The organism is Streptomyces sp. NPDC051172, from assembly GCF_040682555.1.
In the GTDB taxonomy this organism is placed as follows: Bacteria; Actinomycetota; Actinomycetes; order Streptomycetales; family Streptomycetaceae; genus Streptomyces.
Genome location: NZ_JBFBBE010000007.1, coordinates 79,854 through 95,667, shown reverse-complemented (window position 1 = coordinate 95,667; position 15,814 = coordinate 79,854). Strand labels below are relative to the sequence as shown.

Below are 15,814 nucleotides of genomic sequence, written 5' to 3'. Positions count from 1 at the left end.
CACAGTAACTACATGCGCGTGCATACAAAAGGGGCTTGCCGGTTTGCCGATCAACCCCTTGATGGATCAACCCCGCCATGCCGGATGGCGAGGATCGTCGGCTCGCACCAGGACGTCGGCCGTGCCGGCCGGGTCGGTCTCGTCCGCGTAGCGCTGGAAGGCGGGGAGTGTCCAGTGGTCGGCCTCGGGGGTGCGGCGGCGGAGGGCGCCGGATGAGAGGAGGACATGGACGGTCAGGTCGAAGGGGAACCAGTGGCGCAGCAGGAGGGGGCCGTGCAGCAACAGGAATCCGCCGGGCGGGAGTTGGGTGTAGGGGGTGCGGGTGGCGCGGTCGGTGACCGGGTCCCACAGGTCGGGCAGGACGCGTCCGTCGCCGCCGGGTTCGAGGGGGCCGAACACCTCGCGCCACAAGGCGCCGGTGTCCAACCAGCCGTCGTAATAGGCGTCGACGTCATGGTGACCGTACTCGAGACGGACGGAGGCGGGCCGCAGAAAGCCCTCCGCGCCGACGGTCAGCGAGGGGCGGCCACGTACGCGCAGGGCTTCGGCGACGCGTTCGGCCAGGTCTCCCGGGCGGGCTGCCGGGGCTCCGTCGAAGGCTATGCGGGGCCAGGGGCTGCCGTCGGCGGGCTTGAGGTCGAGCAGTCGCTCGGCCAGGAGGTCGCCGAGCCGGTCCCAGGTGATCGCTTCGAGTCGCACATCGCCCATGATGCGTCAGCCGTCGGCCGGGGTGCGCCTCGCGCCGAGGGGAGGGCGGCATGGAGGAGGAGCGGAGGGCGAGGGTGCAGTGGGCGCGATTTCGCGGTAGTCCGCAGTGCCCTCGCGGGAAGGAAACACCTATGGCACGTCTTGCAACTCCTGCGCCGCGCACCGGGATTGTCGTCTTCCAGCCGATCAAGAGACGGCACTGCGGGGAGTGTCATGCGGGGCCGTTGCCGCTGCTCGTGCTCGAGGAGGGGGCACCGCGGTGTCTCGACTGTGCCGACCTCGGGCACCTGGTGTTCCTGCCGCGCGGCGACACCGCGCTGACCCGGCGGTCGCGTGAGGAGAGTGCACTGTCGGCCGTCGTGGTGCGCTTCAACCGGCGCAAAGCACGGTACGAGCGGCAGGGCGTCCTGGTCGAGGAGGTGGGCCTCGCCCGGGCCGAGGAGCGGTGCCTGGCGGACGCGGAGGCGCGGCGGCGGCGCCGGGTGCGGGACGCCCAGCGGCGGATCGCGGAGGACCTGCGGTTCACGGAGGTGTTCGCGGCGGAGATACGACGGCTGTTTCCCGGGTGCCCGGCGGAGCGGGCCCGGGCGATCGCGGCGCATGCGTCGGTGCGGGGCAGCGGGCGGGTGGGCCGGAGCGCGGCGGGGCGGGCGCTGTCCGAGGCGGCGGTGGTCTCGGCGGTCGCGGCCTCCGTACGGCACGTGGACACGCCGTACGACCAGCTGCTGATGAGCGGAGTACCGCGGCACGAGGCTCGGCGACGGATAGCGGCGGCGGTGGAGACGGTGCTGCGGGGGTGGCGCTCGGGAGAGGCGGGGGTCGGTTGACGAAGAAGCGGGGGTCGGTTGACGCGGGTCAGGGGCCGTCGGCGAAAGGCCGGGGCCGGTGGACGAAGACCGAGGCCCGTGAGTGACAGGCCGCGGTCGACTCACGAAGGACGGGGCCGTCGGGAAAAGGCCCGGGTCGGTGGACGAGAGGCAGGGTCATTGACGCAAGACGGGGGTTCCTTGGCGAAGAACCGGACTCGGTTGTCGAACGACCGAGTCCCATTGGCGAAAGAGCCGGTCGCGCCGGCAAGAGGCTCGGGTGTGCCGGTGACAGGCCCGCGCCGGTCGGCAAGACGCACGGAAGCGTCGGTTGCAGGCACAGGGCCCCTGCCGAAGGTAGATCGGGCGGCAGCCGGCCCGTCGACGCCGAGACCGCAATCGGATGCGCCGGCAGGCGTGCGGTGGACGCCGCGGTCACCGTCGGCTGCGGCGGCAGCCGGGCCGTCGGCGCTGCGAGCGGCGGCTGCTGGATCGCGGCTGGACGCGCGCGTATGTGACCGCGTTCTTCGACCATGGTCACTGTGCTCGTACGGGAATTCACTTGTGGTGACGGGAGGTGCCGGGGAAGATCTCGGCTCTACGCGGGAGTTGACGACATGATCGCTGGGCCGTATTTCTGGCTGACGGTGCTGGGGGTGCTCGGGACCGGTCTGGTGGCCGGGGTGTTCTGCGGCTTCTCGACCTTCGTGATGAGGGGGCTCGCCGCGCTGCCGCCCGCGCAGGGCGTGGCCGCGATGAATGCGATCAATGTGACCGCGGTGATGCCGGCGTTCATGCTGGTGTTCATGGGGTCGGCGGTGCTGTGCGTGGTGCTCGCCGTGGTGACGTTCGTGCTGTGGCCGGCCGACGGGAGGGTGGAGCTGCTGGTGGGCAGCGCGCTGTATCTGTTCGGCTCGTTCGGGGTGACCATGGTCGCGAACGAGCCGCGCAACGACACGCTGGCCAAGCTGGACCCGGGCACCCCGGAAGCCGCCGCGTACTGGCCGTCGTACATACGCGAGTGGACGTTCTGGAACCACGTGCGGATGGTCGCCTCGGCCGGTTCGGCGGTGGCGTATGTGCTGGCGCTGACCTGAGCCTGCGGAGGGGGCCCAGAGGATGGGGAAGACGGGGCAGAAAGCGCTGTCGGTCCCCTCTGCGCACGGGGCCGTGGAGTCGTATCGTGGCCGAAAGAGTGCCGCCCGATGACGCACGGCTCGTCGTACGCGTAGGCAAGGAAGACGGCCATGGCCGATCCCAAGGGATTCATGACCACGCCTCGCCAGGACTGGCCCCGCCGCCCGGTCGCGGAACGGGTCCAGGACTGGGACGAGGTCTACGTCCCCGGAGCGCTGCTGCCCATCATCAACAAACAGGCCGACCGGTGCATGGACTGCGGCATACCGTTCTGCCACGACGCCTGTCCGCTCGGGAATCTGATACCGGAGTGGAACGACCTGGTCAGCCGGGACGACTGGCAGCAGGCGGCCGACCGGCTGCATGCCACGAACAACTTCCCCGAGTTCACCGGGCGGTTGTGTCCCGCGCCGTGCGAGGCGGGGTGTGTGCTCGCCATCAACCAGCCCGCGGTCACGATCAAGAACGTCGAGGTCGCCATCGCGGACCAGGCCTGGGAGCTGGGATTCGCGCCGCCGCGGCCGCCGGACCGGCTGTCCGGGCGGACCGTCGCGGTGATCGGGTCCGGGCCGACCGGGCTGGCCGCGGCCCAGCAGCTGACACGGGCCGGGCACACGGTCGCCGTGTATGAGAAGGACGACCGGCTCGGTGGGCTGATGCGGTACGGCATTCCCGAGTTCAAGATGGAGAAGCACCATCTGGACCGGCGGCTGGAGCAGATGCGCGCCGAGGGGACCAAGTTCCGCACGTCGACGGCGGTCGGGCGGGACGTCGGGGCGGCGGAGCTGCGGGCCCGGTACGACGCCGTGGTGATCGCGACGGGAGCGACCGCCTGGCGTGAACTTCCCGTTCCCGGACGGGAGTTGGCGGGGATACAGCAGGCGATGGAGTATCTGCCGCTGTCCAACCGGGTGCGCGAAGGAGACTTGGACAGCTCCCCGATGTCCGCCGCCGGGAAGCACGTCGTCATCGTCGGAGGCGGCGACACCGGGGCGGACTGTCTGGGGACCGCGGTGCGTGAAGGCGCCGCGTCCGTCACGCAGTTGGACATCTACGCCCGGCCCGGCGCCGCGCGCGACGAGGACGCCGAGCCCTGGCCGACGTACCCGAAGATCTACCGGCTGTCGGCCGCCCACGAGGAGGCCCGGGATCTGGAGACGGCGCCGGCGGCGGACGCGGACGCCCGGCTGTTCGCGGCGTCCACGCTCCGCTTCACCGGCGACGAGAGCGGACATGTGCGGTCGCTGCACCTGGTCGAGGTGGACGCCGCCCGGCGTCCACGGCCCGGCACCGGGCGGACGCTCCCCGCCGACCTCGTGCTGCTCGCGCTCGGCTTCTCCGGACCCGACCGGGAGGACGGGCTCGTCGACCAGCTGGGGCTGGCCATGGAGCCCCGCGGGACGATCACCCGGGATGCAGGGTTCGCGACGAACGTGTCCGGTGTGTTCGCTGCCGGGGACGCCGCACGCGGGCAGTCGCTGATCGTATGGGCGATCGCGGAGGGGCGGGCGGTGGCTGCGGCCGTCGACCGTTATCTGACGGGGAGTTCGCAGCTCCCGGCGCCCATTGGGCCGTACGACCGTCCGATGACGGTGTAGCAACCGTCGGCTCGTCTAGCGGCGCCGCTCGTCCGTCCCCGCCGCCTTGCCCGTCGAGAGGGCCACCCGGTTCCAGGTGTTGATCGTGAGGATCAGGGCGAGTACGTGGGCCAGTTCCTGCTCGTCGAAATGGGCTGCGGCCTGCGCGTAGACCTCATCCGGGACGCCGCCGTCGGCCACCAGTGTCACCGCTTCCGTCAGGGCGAGGGCGGCCTGTTCCCGTGCCGTGAAGAAGTGGCGGGCCTCGCGCCAGACGGCCACCATGTGCAGCCGGTCCTCGCTCTCACCGGCCTTGCGGGCGTCGCCGGTGTGCATGTGCAGACAGTACGCGCAGTGGTTGAGGTGCGAGGCCCGGATCTGGATCAGTTCGACGAGGGCCGGGTCGAGTCCCTCGCGGGCGGCGGCGTCGAATCCGATGAGCGCGCGGAAGACCTTCGGGGCGGACTTCGCGAAGTCCAGGCGGGCCGTCGTGATGTGCGTCGTGTTCGTCGTCATGTGCTTCAACCTATGCCGCGGATAGACCCACGCTAGGGTGCATTTTCATGGCGAATTCGTGGGTCAATTCGGCTGAGCGGATCGGGGCCGACCTGCATCTGGAGCTGGTCGAGGCAGGTGGGCGGCGGGCCGCGCTCATCGCGGCGCTGCGCGAGGCCGTACGGGAGGGGCGGCTTGCTCCCGGCACCCGGCTGCCGCCGTATCGCTCGCTCGCCGCCGACCTCGGTGTCGCCCGCAACACGGTGGCCGACGCGTATGCGGAGCTGGTCGCTGAGGGCTGGCTGAGTGCCCGGCAGGGCTCGGGCACCCGGGTGGCAGACCGTGCCGAACCACTGCGGCAGGCAGAGCGGACGCCCCGAAAGACACCTCCACGTGCGCGTGGCCCTCGCCACGATCTGCGCCAAGGCACCCCGGACGCGTCCGCGTTCCCGCGTGCGGCCTGGCTGTCGTCCTATCGGCGGGCTCTGCAGCAGGCGCCCAACGAGGCGTTCGGCCCTGGCGATCCCGCCGGGCGGATTGAGCTCAGGGAAGCGCTCACGGAGTATCTGGCACGCGCGCGTGGTGTGCGCACCGAGCCGGACCGGATCGTGATCTGCTCCGGTTTCGCGCACGGGCTGCGGCTGCTCTTCGGCGGGCGGACCGTACCACTCCCCCTGGACGAACAGGGCGCGCGCATGGACCGGCTGGCGCGGGAGCGGGCCGTTCTGCTCACGCCCGCGCACCAGTTCCCCACCGGCGGTCCACTGCACGCGGAGCGCCGGGCCGCGGTGGTGGACTGGGCACGCGCGCGTGGCGGAGTGGTGGTGGAGGACGACTACGACGGGGAGTTCCGTTACGACCGCAGGCCCGTCGGGGCGGTCCAGGGGCTCGACCCCGAGCGGGTGATCCTGCTCGGCTCGATCAGCAAGAGCCTGTCGCCGGCGGTGCGGCTGGGCTGGATGGTGCTGCCCGGGCGGTATGTGGACGGTGTGCTCGCGGCCAAGGGCGAGCGCGAGGCGTGGGCGAGCGTCCTCGACCAGCTGAGCCTTGCCGACTTCATCGTCTCCGGCTCGTACGACCGTCATGTGCGGCGCATGCGGCTGCGGTACCGCAGCCGCCGCGACCGCCTCGTCGCGATGCTCGCCGCGCACGCACCGCACATCGAGGTCACCGGTGTCGCGGCGGGCCTGCACGCGGTGCTGCGGCTGCCGCCCGGCACGGAACGCTCCGCCGTCAAGGCCGCCGACCGGCGGGGCGTCGCCCTGGACGGACTGGCCGAATTCCGTCACCCGGCAGCGGACGTGGCGGCCCAGGACGGCCTGGTCGTGGGGTACGCGACGCCCTCCGAGCATGCGTACGGGGCGGCGCTGGAGGCATTGTGCGAGGTGCTGCCGCCCGAGGCGGACAAGCCTCCTCGCGCCTCCCGATGACCACCGGGGTCAGGGCCTGTGTCCCACCACCCCCGTACCCCGGAATCACCCCGTCGTTCTGACCCTGAACCGGTTCCCCCGGCTCGGGATGCCACAACTGCGGCACCGACCCCGGTACCCGCACGATGGCGAGGGCACTGCCCCCGGGCGCGCCGTTCACCCACCCCGGTGCCCTCGTCAGCCAGGCCCGGCTGGACGTCGTACAAGTACACGGCCCAGCCGGTCGCGGTCGTCAACTGCCCCTGGGGCGGCAAGGGCGCACGCCGTGAAGGCCCGGGAGATCACGGACGCCTGGAAGGCGCAGCTGAAGCGGCACACGGCGCAGGACGCCCGGCTGCAGTCCTCCTGGGCCGGGTCGACCTGGGCGCGGGCCGTCGAAGAACCGCGTGAACTCCGCGCGGGAGCGCAGTGCCAGGGTGACGCCCGCGGCCTTGAGCTGCTCGGTCGCGGCCTTCGGCTCCTCGGGGGTTGGAGTCGGCGGTGGCACAGCCGGCCACCAAGCAGCTGCCGGAGGGCAGTTCTGGCAGCAGTCTGCGGACGAGTTCATGAGCGCCGTCCTCGTCGGGGACGAAGTGGAGCAGCGCGATCAGCAAAAGGGCCACGGGGCGGGCGTTCATGCATCGCGCCACGCAGTGGCCGGCCCGGCACGGTGTACGGCAGTTCCTCTGAACGCCGTCACCCGTGCCGCGCTGCAGGGCTCGGTGGGGTCGAGGGCGAGCATGCAGCGGCCCATGGCCTCGTCCACCGGGTAGTTGTCCTTGCCGCCGAGGTACCGGTCGTACATCCGGGCGGGATGCGGCTTGCTGGTGTCGATCTCAACCGTTAATGAATGATCCATCAGTTCACAATCGGACTTGGTTCACAAACAAGACAGGCAGTTGATCAAGTGTTTGAGCAGGCGCCGGACCAACACGTCACGACAGCAGGAAGTCCGCCTCCCCCGCCTTGGCGCCCTCGATGAACGCCGTCATCTCGTCGGTGGTGTAGATCAGCGCCGGCCCGTCAGGGTCGGTGGACTGACGGACGGCGATCCGGCCGTCCGCCAGCTTCATCGCCTCCAGGCAGTTGCCGCCGTTGCCGCCGCTCCACGGCTTGAGCCAGCCCTCGCTGCCCAACTCCCGTGCGGGCATGCCGTTGTAGACGCGGCCCCGCGCCTTGATGCGATCCATTCACAGCTCCTTGCGGAGATCCTCGAGGATCTCCTTCGTGCGATGTGCCGTAGCGGCCTGCGCCGCCATGCGGTCCATGACTTCGAGGTGGGTCGCCACCTCGGCACGCGCGTCGAGATAGACGGCGCCGGTCAGGTACTCGCTGTAGACCATGTCCGGCAGTTCTGACATGGCAAATCGGAACAGCACGAAGGGCCCGTACGTACCGGGGTGCGGGCCGCCCGCGAAGGGCGCGACCTGCACGGTCACGTTGGGCAGCTTCGTGGCCTCGAGCAGTCTGTCGATCTGGGCACGCATCACCTCCGGGCCGCCGACCGGGCGGCGCAGCGCGGTCTCGTCCAGGACGGCCCAGAAGTGCGGCGCATCCTGACGGGTGAGCAGTTCCTGGCGTTGTATGCGCAGGGCGACATGGCGCTCGATGTCTTCGGGGCTGGTCTGCCCGATCGCACCCGAGCGCAGGACTCCGCGGGCGTAGTCCTCGGTCTGCAGCAGGCCGGGGACGAAGTGGGGGTCGTAGGAGCGGATGAGGCTCGCGGCGCCCTCGAGGCTGACGTACATGGAGAACCAGCCGGGCAGGATGTCGTGGAACCGCTGCCACCAGCCGGGCCTGTTGGCCTCCTCGGCCAGTTGCACGAAGTCCTCGGCCTCCTCCTCGGAGACCCCGTAGGACTTCAGGAGCAGCTGGAGGTACGGGATTTTGAGGGAGACCTCGGCCATCTCCATGCGGCGGACGGTGGCGGGGGCGACCCGGAGGATGCGGGCGGCCTCCTCGCGCTTGAGGCCGGCGTGCTCCCGCAGGTCCAACAGGCGGCGGCCGAGGACGACTTGACCGACCGTCGGCGCGGACCGCGGTTCGCTCACCCTCCACCTCCCGTGGCCGCTGAGAGTCCAAAAAGCATGCTGACAGCCATACGGCGCCATTCGAAGACCTATTCGAAGATCTGTACGGTTTCGTACGGGTCTCCGTCGATCCCAAGTGGCGCCGTATGCCGTGCTGTTGCGAGCAGTGTGCCATGGCCTTCCGCACCGTCACAGGCACTCTGCAATTTTCAGAGTGACACTTGCCAAGTGTTCACGCCGGGGCGATAGTGGCAAGCGTGATTCCGTCCGCGCCCTTAGGAACAGACGCCGCCGAAGGCCTCCCCCACAGCCTCGGTGCACGCCACGCGGGGGCCACTGCCGAGCGCCGGTTCAGCTTCGAGCTGGCCGCGCACCCGGCTTCTCCGGCGCAGGCCAGACGCCTGACGAGGGCCCGGCTGGACGTCTGGTCGGTGTGCGAGGACATCTGCGACACCGCGGCTCTGGTCATCTCCGAGCTGGTCACCAACGCCCTCGTGCACACTGCTAGCAGCCACATCGTCTGCGAGCTGCACGACGGCGACGAACTGGTGCGCATAGCCGTGCGTGACGAGGGCTGCTCCCCGGGTGCGCCCCATGCGTCGCGGGCGCGGCCCGAGGAGGAGCACGGGAGGGGGCTGCTCCTCATCGACGCGCTGTGCGACGCATGGGGCGCCCATGAACACGGTCCGGGGCTGCTGGTCTGGGCGCAGCTGCCGCGCAAGGCCGACACTCCCCGCCATGACTGCGGGCCCTGCACACGAGAGAGCTGGAGGGGGCACGCCGGTGTCGAGAGCCAATGGGGGTCCCCCCGCTCGAGCGGTGCCGAGAGTGAGGGAGAAGCCGAGAGCGGGGAAGCGCGGAGGCGCGAAGCGCTGAGCACGATCGGGCTCTCGACACCGGCTGAGGCGCCCCCGGAGGCGAACGAGCCATGTAGCGACCTGGGCTGGGGTGCCCGCCCCAAGCCGGGTCCGGCCGGTGGTTCGGGTGACGAGGACGAGGCGGCCGCACCGCACGGTCGGGACGCACACCACGGGCAGCACGGGACGGGGGCCGCATGGCGGTGAGTGCTGCGTCCGGCGGCCGGGTGCTGAGCCTGGACACGCTGGTCCGCCTCGGGCGCGGAGTGCACACGCCGGGCACGCCCCGGCGGCTGCCGGTGCCGGACGGTATGACGGCCCCGATGGGCTGCGACGCGGTGGAGGTGCCGGCCCGCTTCGGCCCGCTGGTGCTGTCCCGGCTGCCGCGCGTCGGGTGCGTGTACGCCGACGCGGCGCACTGGTGGTGGCTCGTCCCGTCCGACTCCGACTACGCACTTCAGTGGCCGACGCCCGCGCAGTACGCCGCCGGGGCGCTAGTTCCGGACGCCCCGGCGGTCCCCGACCTCATCCACCGGCCGGCCGGCACGCTCCCCTACACCCCGCCGATCCCGCTGTATCTGGCCCTGTGCCGGGTGACGGGGACGACGCCGACGTGGTCACGGCCGGCCGTCGCATGACCCGCGTGGTTGCGTAAACATCGCACCCCTTGGCGGGCGTACACCCGCGCGCCCGTCCCGCAGCGCCATGCGCTCTCCCCCCGACGGTCCGGTCCCGCGACAGTGGCCGTTCGTCGACGTGGATCGGGGGAAGTCGACGATGGCGGAACCACAGGGCTCCGGCGGGCGGAAGAAGACGCAGAACCCGGGCGGGCGTGGGAAGAAGCGCGGCAAGGGCCCGCCCGAGATCTCCGAGTCGGAACAGTTGCTCTTCGGCGGGCCGTTGCATTACGACGCTGGGCTCCGGTTTCCAGCTCGCCTGGCAGGCCGACCGGCGGGCGGCGCGGATCGTGCTGGCGGCCGAGGCGGGCCGGGGTGGGGCCCAGGCGGTGGGCCTGCTCGCCATGAACAGCGTGCTGGGGCGGCTGATCAGCGGCGGCGCGATCGGGGACCGGCTGCGCGACGCCGTACCGGTGCCGGCCGCGATGGCCGCCGTGGCGCTGCTCGGGGCGGTGCTGCGTGATGCGTCGACGCATGCGACCGGACGCCTGGAACCCAAGGTGGAGCGGGTCGCGACCGAGCTGTATCTGGAGCAGGCGGCGGCCGTGGAGCCGGCCTCGATGTGATCCAACCCGTTGCGGCGTCGCCGTCAACGCGTGTCGGCGGCTGCCGAGCGCCCGGCGCGCCTGCCGAGCACCGAACCGGCGGTGAGGCCGGAGCCACCAGGGTAGTTGAACCAGAAGAGCCCGCCGACGAGTTCGCCGGCCGCGTACAGCCCAGGGACGGGGCGGCCGCTCAGGTCCAGCACGCGCGCGTCGGCGTCGATCCGCAGCCCGCCGAAGGTGAAACTGGTGCCGCAGGTCACCGGGAAGGCGACGTACGGAGGAGTGGTCAGCGGCCGGGCCCAGTTGGACTTGGGAGGGGTGATGCCCTCGGTCCGGCAGCCGTCCTTGACCGTCGGGTCGAAGCGACCGGGGACAACAGCGGCGTTGAACCGCTCAACCGTCTCCGCCAGCCGGCCCTCGTCCATGCCGAGTTCCTTGGCCAGGCCCTCCACGGTGTCGGACTCCACCCTGGTGATGCCCGCCGAGGCGTACTCCTCGGGGCGCAGCAGCAGCGCGGACGTCGCGTCGAAGAGCTGGTAGGCGACGCCGGCCGGTTGCTTGAGGATCTCGGCACCGTACTTGGCGTACGTGTAGTTGCGGAAGTCCGCTCCCTCGTCCACGAACCGTCGACCCTCGGCGTTGACCACGATGCCGAACGGGTAGCCGCCGCGAGTGAGTTGGTTGGTCAGCTCCCGGTCGCCGGTCGCTCGGGCTCGGCTGTCCCAGGCCACCGCGTGGCAGCCGCTCCAGTGGCCGTAGGGTTGCGCGCCGGCCGCCAGAGCCATGCGGATGCCCTCGCCGGTGTTGTACGGGGTTCCGCGCACCAGGGCCAGGTCCCAGCCCGCGCCCAGATAGCCGGCCCGCATCTGCGGGTTGGCCTCGAAGCCGCCGCTGGTGACTACCACGCCGTCGGTCTCGAAGCGCTGCCCGTCGGCGAGCATCACGCCGCGGACGGAGCCGTCGGATCCGGTGGCCAGGCCGGTGACGGGGCTGTCGAAGCGGACTTCGATGCCACTGCGATCGGCGGCGGCAAGATGCTGGTCGATCATTCCTTTGCCCCCGCCGACCACGCCGACGGCCAGTCCGCCCCAGAACCGGTAGCGCCCGTCCACCTCGTAGGCCTGCCGGTGGAACATGAGCTCGAATCGCAGGCCGAGGCTGCGCAGCCAGGTCATCGTCTCGCGGGGTAATGACGTCACCACCATCGACCTTGGCCCCTCGGCCCCGGTTCGCCGCATCCTGCTCACCCGGCTGCGCGACAATCCACCGACACCGTCAGCCAAGGCCATCGCGGAACTGTTCGTCGAGACCGCCGGGACACTGTGTTCATGGACAGGCGGTTCATAGACAGGCGTTCCGCGGTGTGACTGCCGGCGATCGCCGCCGTCCCGTGGGGCGTGCCCAGGACCCGTGACCGCCGAGCTGCGCGAGCGGACGCGGGCGTCGCCGTTGAGGCCTGCATGCCCTCCAGCGCCAGGCGGGGGTGATCGACCTCAGGCCGTAGAGTCCGCGCGGTCGCACGGACGGGCGTCAAGCCTCTCGCCGACCACCCGGCCTCGGGGGGAGAGGAAGGCCGGTGTGCGATGGCAGTCCGCGCGGAGCCGGGGAGGGGCAGCCGCCACCCTCACAGGGGGCTGCCCGTGCCCGGCCGTACAGGACGCGTCAGCCGGCGGTCATCGCCGTTGCCGCGTACGTCAAGGAGATCAGGGCCAGTGCGGCGGCCGGGACGGCCCGGGACGGCCCGGGACGGCGGGTCGCCGTGGCGCAGGTGGACCACCGCCGCCGCGGCCATCAGCAGCGCGAGGCCTGTCGCGGCGGCCACGCCCAGCGGCGTCCAGGTCAGCCCCGTCAGCAGACCGGCAGCCCCGGCCACCTCCAGCGCGCCGACGACGCGATAGAGCCGTACCGACATGCCGAGATGGGCCGCCGCCTGGCGCATGCACGGCGCCGAGGCGAGCTTCGCCAGCCCCAGCGGAAGGAAGGCCAGGGACAGGGCGACAGCGAGCACGGTGGTCATGAGGCGGACCTGCCCTTGCGGCGCTCCTTGCCCAGCCGGGCGTAGTGGTCGATGAGTTCGGGGCTGTCCACAGTGGCCGGATTGACGACCTGCTCCACCGCCGCGCCCTGGAGCAGTCGCTTGATCGGGACCTCCAGCTTCTTGCCGGTGCGGGTGTGCGGGATGCCCGGCACTTCGAGGATCTCGTCGGGGACGTGGCGGGGTGAGGCGCCGGTGCGGACGGCGTCGCGGATCTTCTCGCGCAGGGTGTCGTCCAGGGTCACCCCGGCCGCGGGGACCACGAACAGCGGCATCCAGTAGCCGCCGTCCGGTTCCTCCGCGCCGATGACCAGGGCTTCGGCGATCTCGGGGAGGCGTTCGACGACGTCGTGGATGTCGGCGCTGCCGAGCCGTACACCGTTGCGGTTGAGCGTCGAGTCCGAGCGGCCGTGGACGATCACCGAGCCGTGTCCCGTGACCGTGATCCAGTCGCCGTGTCGCCACACGCCGGGGTAGGAGGAGAAGTAGGCGTCGCGGTAGCGGCTGTCGTCGGGGTCGTTCCAGAAGTAAAGCGGCATCGAGGGCATGGGGCGGGTGACGACCAGCTCGCCGACCTGGTCGATGGCGGGGAAGCCCTCGGTGTCGTACGCGGCCAGCGCCACACCCAGGTGCGGTGCGGACAACTCGCCTGCCCAGACCGGGGTGTTGGGTGCGCTGCCCGCGAACCCGGAGACGATGTCGGTGCCGCCGCTGATGGAGGCCAGCAGAACGTGGTCGCCGACGTGCCCGCGGACCCAGGGATAGGCGGAGGCGGGCAGGGCCGAGCCCGTGCAGCCCACGACGCGGATCGAGGAAAGGTCGTGGACGGACGGGTCGATGCCGAACTTGGCCATGCCGAGCAGGTATTGGGGGCTGGTGCCGAAGACGGTCACGCGGTGGCGGGCGGCCAGCTCCCACAGGACGTCGAGCTTGGCGAAGGGGGCCGGGCTGCCGTCGTACGTACACGTCGTGGCACCCGTCAGCAGTGTGGAGACGACAAGGTTCCACATCATCCAGTGGGTGGTGGTGTACCAGAGCAGGCGGTCGCCGGGGCCCAAGTCCGAGTGCAGCCCGAGGATTTTGAGATGCTCCAGGAGCACACCGCCGTGGCCGTGGACGATGCCCTTGGGCAGGCCGGTGGTGCCGGAGGAGAAGACGACCCACAGCGGATGGTCGAACGGGACCGGTACGCAGGTGAGATCTTCGGTGCGGGTGGAGGCGTCCTCCCAGGGGACGACCAGCGACGGGTACGCCTGCGAGGGCCAGGGCAGGCCGACGTGGTCCACCAGCAGGGTCGCCTTCAACGTGGGGAGTGCGTGGGCGAGTTCGAGGACGGCGTCGCGGCGGTCGTGGGTGGTGCCGTTGAACAGGTAGCCGTCGGCGGCGATCAGCACGGTGGGTTCGAGCTGGGCGAACCGGTCGGCGGCGGCCTTGGCGGCGTAGTCCTGACCGCACACCGACCACACGGCGCCCAGGCTCGCAGCGGCGAGGAACGCGACGATGGCGTGCGGGGTGTTGGGCAGGTAGCCGACGACCCGGTCGCCCTTGCCGACGCCGAGGTCGCGCAGGGTCGCGGCCACGGACGCCACCAGGAGGCGCAGCCGTTCGGCCGTGAGCTGGTAGCCGGAGCCGTTCTCGTCCAGTGCGATGATCGCGGGCCGGTCGTCGGCGAGGTTGCGCAGGGCGTGGTGGGCGTAGTTGAGGGTGGCGCCGGTGAACCAGCGGGCGCCGGGCATCCGTTCCTCGGCCAGCACCTGCTCGTACGGGGTGTCCGCGTCGATGTCGAAGTACTCCCACACCGCGCCCCAGAAGCCCTCCAGGTCGGTGACCGACCAGCGGTGCAGGGCCGCGTAGTCCTCCGGGTCCATGCCCTGACACTGGGCGAAGTCCGCGATGCGACTGGCGGCGGCCGTCTGCGGATCGGGTGTGAAGAAGGGCGTGCTCATCGCGTCGTACTCCTCAACAGGCTTTTCCGAGCAGTCCGTTCGAAAGGGACCGGGCTTCGTGTGGTGTGCAGGAGAGGTGCCCAGGCGGCGGGCGACGTGAAGTCGCGGCCGCCTGCCGGGACGATGTCCATCACGACGCGGTCGGGCCGCAGCAGGACCGCATCCGCGCGTCCGGCACGCAGCCAGGCGGCGAGGGTGCCGTCGTCGCCGAGGTCGGCCACCGGGATCGCGTGCACGCCGAGACCGTGCGCGAGCGCGGTCAGGGAGGGGCTGGGTGCTGTGGCGGTCAGCACGGCGAAGGAATCGCCGAGCGCCTCGTCGAGACGGGTACGTCGTCCACCGACGCTCACCCACGGTTGCGGACCGTGTGTGCCCGCCAGGCGTCGGCGGACACTGCGCCGCACGAGCGGTCCGGCGGTGAGGGGTGGGCTGAGGTCGCGGCCGACCAGCTCGGTCAGGCCGGGTATGCGGCAGGCGGCGGCCAGCGCTCGGCGGCGGATCGCGGCGGCGCCGTCCTGGCCGCCGGTCATGGCCCAGCCCATGGCGACCGCGAGGCGGACCACATGCCGTGCATGCGGCCTGCGTTCGCTCTCGTAGGTGTCCAACAGCCGTTCGTCGCCGCCCTGCTGGAGGACGCGGGCGAGTTTCCAGGTGAGGTTGTAGGCGTCCCGCAGCCCCGAGCACAGGCCCTGTCCGATGAACGGCGGAGTGAGGTGGGCGGCGTCGCCGAGCAGGAAGACCCGGCCGTGGCGCCAGCGGTCGGCGACGCGCGCCCGGAAGGTGTACTGGGTCTCGCGGACCACCTCGAAGTCCCCGTCGTACGAGGACGGCAGCCACGGGGCGACCAGCTCACGGACCGTCTCTTGTCCCTCCCCGAGCCGGAACTCCCAGCGGTAGCGGCTCTCGCTCACGCGCATGAAGGTGGCCGGCCGGGCCGGGTCGCAGATCTGGTCGACGCCTTCCCAGCAGCGGACGGGGCCCGTCGTGTCGACGTCGATGACCTTCCAGAGTTCCTCGAAGCGCAGGTCCTCCCAGGCGCTGCCGATGGCTTTGCGGGTGAAGCTGCCCGCGCCGTCGCAGCCGAGGACCGCGTCGGCCCACAGCTCGTGATCACCCGTGTCGTCGCGGTAGGTGACACGGACGGGGCCGGTGGAGCCCGGGCCGACGCCGGTGACCTCCACGCCGCCGCGCAGTTCGCACTCGGGGCGCCGGGCCAGGGCGTCGCGCAGCACGCGCTCCAGCTCGGGCTGGTCGAACATGCTGGTCTGCGGATAGCCGTGGTGGCCGTGCTCGGTGCGCCGGAACTCGGCCATCACCCGGTGCCGGCCATCCAGCAGCCGCAGCCCCTTCGCCGGGCGGGCAATTGCGGCGAACTCCTCACCGACGCCCGCAGCCTGAAGGATCCGGTGGATCTCGTCGTCGCCTGCGACGGCGCGCGGCAGCGGGTAGATGTCCCGGTGGCGTTCGAGGACGACACTGCGGACTCCGTGCCGGGCCAGGAGAAGGGCGGCGGTCACGCCCACCGGCCCGGCCCCGACGATCACGACGGGCACGCGCGCGGCTTCATCGACGGTCATGTGCGGCTCACCTCG

General features: G+C 71.3%; 16 protein-coding genes and 2 pseudogenes. 7 read left to right on the top strand and 11 right to left on the bottom strand.

The genetic code is table 11. From position 1 onward, the window contains the following. Positions 1–66 precede the first annotated feature (66 nt). The gene (locus AB0N07_RS06135) at positions 67–708 is read right to left on the bottom strand and encodes a uridine kinase (RefSeq protein ID WP_365832555.1); all 642 of its coding nucleotides are present in this window, start codon (positions 706–708) and stop codon (positions 67–69) included. A 131-nt stretch (positions 709–839) separates the two neighbouring features. Here AB0N07_RS06135 and AB0N07_RS06130 point away from each other — a divergent pair, with 131 nt between their 5' ends. The 3 genes from AB0N07_RS06130 to AB0N07_RS06120 all read left to right on the top strand — a co-directional run bounded on the left by AB0N07_RS06130 (position 840) and on the right by AB0N07_RS06120 (position 4,249). After that, entirely contained in the window at positions 840–1,535 is a 696-nt protein-coding gene (locus AB0N07_RS06130) for a DUF2293 domain-containing protein (protein ID WP_365832553.1), read from the top strand. A gap of 596 nt (positions 1,536–2,131) precedes the next feature. Next, positions 2,132–2,611, top strand: a complete 480-nt coding sequence (locus AB0N07_RS06125) for an anthrone oxygenase family protein (RefSeq protein ID WP_365832551.1) — start codon at positions 2,132–2,134, stop codon at positions 2,609–2,611. Positions 2,612–2,761: 150 nt separating this feature from the next. Then, positions 2,762–4,249: a glutamate synthase subunit beta gene (locus AB0N07_RS06120; RefSeq protein ID WP_365832549.1), complete on the top strand. Its 1,488-nt coding sequence runs from the start codon at positions 2,762–2,764 to the stop codon at positions 4,247–4,249. Between the two features lie 15 nt (positions 4,250–4,264). On the opposite strand, the gene AB0N07_RS06115 is transcribed toward AB0N07_RS06120, so the two are convergent. Beyond that, positions 4,265–4,744, bottom strand: coding sequence for a carboxymuconolactone decarboxylase family protein (locus tag AB0N07_RS06115; RefSeq protein WP_365832547.1), 480 nt, complete (start codon positions 4,742–4,744; stop codon positions 4,265–4,267). A 47-nt stretch (positions 4,745–4,791) separates the two neighbouring features. Between AB0N07_RS06115 and AB0N07_RS06110 the strand changes: the two genes are divergently transcribed. Then, positions 4,792–6,153, top strand: coding sequence for a PLP-dependent aminotransferase family protein (locus AB0N07_RS06110; protein WP_365832545.1), 1,362 nt, complete (start codon positions 4,792–4,794; stop codon positions 6,151–6,153). A gap of 31 nt (positions 6,154–6,184) precedes the next feature. Here AB0N07_RS06110 and AB0N07_RS06105 read toward each other — a convergent pair. The 5 genes and pseudogenes from AB0N07_RS06105 to AB0N07_RS06085 form a co-directional block, all read right to left on the bottom strand. Then, positions 6,185–6,259 (bottom strand): annotated as a pseudogene (locus AB0N07_RS06105) (SAM-dependent methyltransferase); the annotation flags it as partial. A 175-nt stretch (positions 6,260–6,434) separates the two neighbouring features. Beyond that, the gene (locus AB0N07_RS06100) at positions 6,435–6,770 is read right to left on the bottom strand and encodes an SAM-dependent methyltransferase (RefSeq protein WP_365832543.1); all 336 of its coding nucleotides are present in this window, start codon (positions 6,768–6,770) and stop codon (positions 6,435–6,437) included. After that, positions 6,767–6,991 (bottom strand): SAM-dependent methyltransferase, encoded by a 225-nt coding sequence (locus tag AB0N07_RS06095; protein WP_365832541.1) that lies wholly within the window; start codon positions 6,989–6,991, stop codon positions 6,767–6,769. Before AB0N07_RS06095 ends, AB0N07_RS06100 begins: the two co-directional genes overlap by 4 nt. 76 nt (positions 6,992–7,067) lie before the next feature. Then, positions 7,068–7,322, bottom strand: coding sequence for a DUF397 domain-containing protein (locus AB0N07_RS06090; RefSeq protein WP_351469421.1), 255 nt, complete (start codon positions 7,320–7,322; stop codon positions 7,068–7,070). Continuing rightward, entirely contained in the window at positions 7,323–8,183 is an 861-nt protein-coding gene (locus AB0N07_RS06085; protein ID WP_365832539.1) for a helix-turn-helix transcriptional regulator, read from the bottom strand. Between the two features lie 200 nt (positions 8,184–8,383). On the opposite strand from AB0N07_RS06085, the gene AB0N07_RS06080 reads away from it, so the two are divergent. The 3 genes and pseudogenes from AB0N07_RS06080 to AB0N07_RS06070 form a co-directional block, all read left to right on the top strand. After that, complete coding sequence (locus AB0N07_RS06080) at positions 8,384–9,226, top strand: ATP-binding protein (protein ID WP_365832537.1); 843 nt, start codon at positions 8,384–8,386, stop codon at positions 9,224–9,226. Further along, the gene (locus AB0N07_RS06075; RefSeq protein WP_115908792.1) at positions 9,217–9,657 is read left to right on the top strand and encodes a hypothetical protein; all 441 of its coding nucleotides are present in this window, start codon (positions 9,217–9,219) and stop codon (positions 9,655–9,657) included. The genes AB0N07_RS06080 and AB0N07_RS06075 overlap by 10 nt, the downstream gene beginning before the upstream one ends. Positions 9,658–9,796: 139 nt before the next feature. Further along, positions 9,797–10,259: pseudogene (locus tag AB0N07_RS06070) on the top strand (hypothetical protein); the annotation flags it as partial. Positions 10,260–10,285: 26 nt separating this feature from the next. On the opposite strand, the gene tcuA reads toward AB0N07_RS06070, so the two are convergent. From tcuA to AB0N07_RS06050, 4 genes are all read right to left on the bottom strand, one after another. Then, positions 10,286–11,440: an FAD-dependent tricarballylate dehydrogenase TcuA gene (tcuA, locus tag AB0N07_RS06065; protein ID WP_365832534.1), complete on the bottom strand. Its 1,155-nt coding sequence runs from the start codon at positions 11,438–11,440 to the stop codon at positions 10,286–10,288. A 425-nt stretch (positions 11,441–11,865) separates the two neighbouring features. Next, positions 11,866–12,258, bottom strand: a complete 393-nt coding sequence (locus AB0N07_RS06060; RefSeq protein ID WP_365832532.1) for a DoxX family protein — start codon at positions 12,256–12,258, stop codon at positions 11,866–11,868. After that, a complete protein-coding gene (locus AB0N07_RS06055; protein ID WP_365832530.1) occupies positions 12,255–14,222 on the bottom strand; it encodes an acetoacetate--CoA ligase in 1,968 nt (655 codons plus the stop codon). The genes AB0N07_RS06060 and AB0N07_RS06055 overlap by 4 nt, the downstream gene beginning before the upstream one ends. Then, on the bottom strand, positions 14,219–15,799 hold the full coding sequence (locus tag AB0N07_RS06050; RefSeq protein WP_365832528.1) for a bifunctional 3-(3-hydroxy-phenyl)propionate/3-hydroxycinnamic acid hydroxylase: 1,581 nt from the start codon (positions 15,797–15,799) through the stop codon (positions 14,219–14,221). The genes AB0N07_RS06055 and AB0N07_RS06050 overlap by 4 nt, the downstream gene beginning before the upstream one ends. Between the last annotated feature and the right edge of the window lie 15 nt (positions 15,800–15,814).

Excerpts from the sequence above, each read along its gene's own strand:
- AB0N07_RS06135 (WP_365832555.1), bottom strand. The coding sequence starts at position 708 with ATGGGCGATGTGCGACTCGAAGCGATCACCTGGGACCGGCTCGGCGAC.
- AB0N07_RS06130 (WP_365832553.1), top strand. The coding sequence starts at position 840 with ATGGCACGTCTTGCAACTCCTGCGCCGCGCACCGGGATTGTCGTCTTC.
- AB0N07_RS06125 (WP_365832551.1), top strand. The coding sequence starts at position 2,132 with ATGATCGCTGGGCCGTATTTCTGGCTGACGGTGCTGGGGGTGCTCGGG.
- AB0N07_RS06120 (WP_365832549.1), top strand. The coding sequence starts at position 2,762 with ATGGCCGATCCCAAGGGATTCATGACCACGCCTCGCCAGGACTGGCCC.
- AB0N07_RS06115 (WP_365832547.1), bottom strand. The coding sequence starts at position 4,744 with ATGACGACGAACACGACGCACATCACGACGGCCCGCCTGGACTTCGCG.
- AB0N07_RS06110 (WP_365832545.1), top strand. The coding sequence starts at position 4,792 with ATGGCGAATTCGTGGGTCAATTCGGCTGAGCGGATCGGGGCCGACCTG.
- AB0N07_RS06100 (WP_365832543.1), bottom strand. The coding sequence starts at position 6,770 with ATGAACGCCCGCCCCGTGGCCCTTTTGCTGATCGCGCTGCTCCACTTC.
- AB0N07_RS06095 (WP_365832541.1), bottom strand. The coding sequence starts at position 6,991 with ATGGATCATTCATTAACGGTTGAGATCGACACCAGCAAGCCGCATCCC.
- AB0N07_RS06090 (WP_351469421.1), bottom strand. The coding sequence starts at position 7,322 with ATGGATCGCATCAAGGCGCGGGGCCGCGTCTACAACGGCATGCCCGCA.
- AB0N07_RS06075 (WP_115908792.1), top strand. The coding sequence starts at position 9,217 with ATGGCGGTGAGTGCTGCGTCCGGCGGCCGGGTGCTGAGCCTGGACACG.
- AB0N07_RS06060 (WP_365832532.1), bottom strand. The coding sequence starts at position 12,258 with ATGACCACCGTGCTCGCTGTCGCCCTGTCCCTGGCCTTCCTTCCGCTG.
- AB0N07_RS06055 (WP_365832530.1), bottom strand. The coding sequence starts at position 14,222 with ATGAGCACGCCCTTCTTCACACCCGATCCGCAGACGGCCGCCGCCAGT.
- AB0N07_RS06050 (WP_365832528.1), bottom strand. The coding sequence starts at position 15,799 with ATGACCGTCGATGAAGCCGCGCGCGTGCCCGTCGTGATCGTCGGGGCC.